Below are 794 nucleotides of genomic sequence, written 5' to 3'. Positions count from 1 at the left end.
GATCCCCTGAATGGCCAGAATAGGCAAAAGCGGAATTCTGAGAATTTGATCGGCGGCAACAGGCAAAGGAACCGTTAGCTCAGCGCATCTTTGAACTTTAGAAAGCGCGCATCTTTCATGACTCGTGCCATCATGGCTTCGCGCAAGGCTCCGACGGTCTTGTAGGGGCGCATGACGACCTCAAATTCCTGAATAAGTCCGTCTGCGTTCAGCGTGATCAAGTCTACACCCACGGCGTCCAAGGCACCGACTTTGCATTGAAACTCCAATGCCCAATCGTCGCCGTCGCCCATGATCCGACGATACTGAAATTCGGAAAACACCTGACCCACATGACCCAGAACCGCTGCAACAGGTTCACGCCCGGTCCAGGTGCTGTAGTAAGTGGGTGGTGAAAACCGAACATCTTCGGCCAGCAACTCTTGGATCAGGCCTTCATCGCCCTTGGCCACCACTTCTTGCATTCGTTTGATCGTCGGGTGCATACCGTCTTCCCTCTTGTTGACCAAAGAGTTGCTGAACCTTTTCACTCACGCAAGGACGACGTTGCGGGAGGGGGCCGCCTGAGATAGGCAAGCGCGCATGAGCGAAACCTATGATCCCCCAAACTCTCCTCTGGATGTGCTGTTTGAAGACACGCAATTGATCGTGGTGAACAAGCCGGCGGGTTTGTTATCGGTGCCGGGGCGGGGCGCGCATCTTGCTGATTGTCTGCTAACCCGCGTGCAAGTTGCGTTTCCACAAGCGTTGCTGGTGCATCGGTTGGATCGGGATACATCCGGTGTAATGGTGTT

2 protein-coding genes are annotated in these 794 nt (G+C 54.5%); one reads left to right on the top strand and one right to left on the bottom strand.

The window, feature by feature from the left end; translation table 11 throughout:
* Positions 1-74 precede the first annotated feature (74 nt).
* Positions 75-485, bottom strand: coding sequence for a nuclear transport factor 2 family protein (locus tag ACR0EL_RS22125; RefSeq protein WP_170398766.1), 411 nt, complete (start codon positions 483-485; stop codon positions 75-77).
* Positions 486-582: 97 nt separating this feature from the next.
* Here ACR0EL_RS22125 and ACR0EL_RS22120 point away from each other — a divergent pair.
* On the top strand, positions 583-794 hold a 212-nt coding region (locus tag ACR0EL_RS22120), incomplete at its 3' end, for a pseudouridine synthase (protein WP_480502305.1).

The sequence above is a fragment of the Ruegeria sp. AH12 genome, from assembly GCF_056541465.1.
The sequence above is the reverse complement of the archived record's forward strand: the minus strand, read 5'-3'. Positions and strand labels throughout refer to the sequence as shown.

Coding starts and splice junctions, on each gene's coding strand:
- ACR0EL_RS22125 (WP_170398766.1), bottom strand. CDS start 485: ATGCACCCGACGATCAAACGAATGCAAGAAGTGGTGGCCAAGGGCGAT.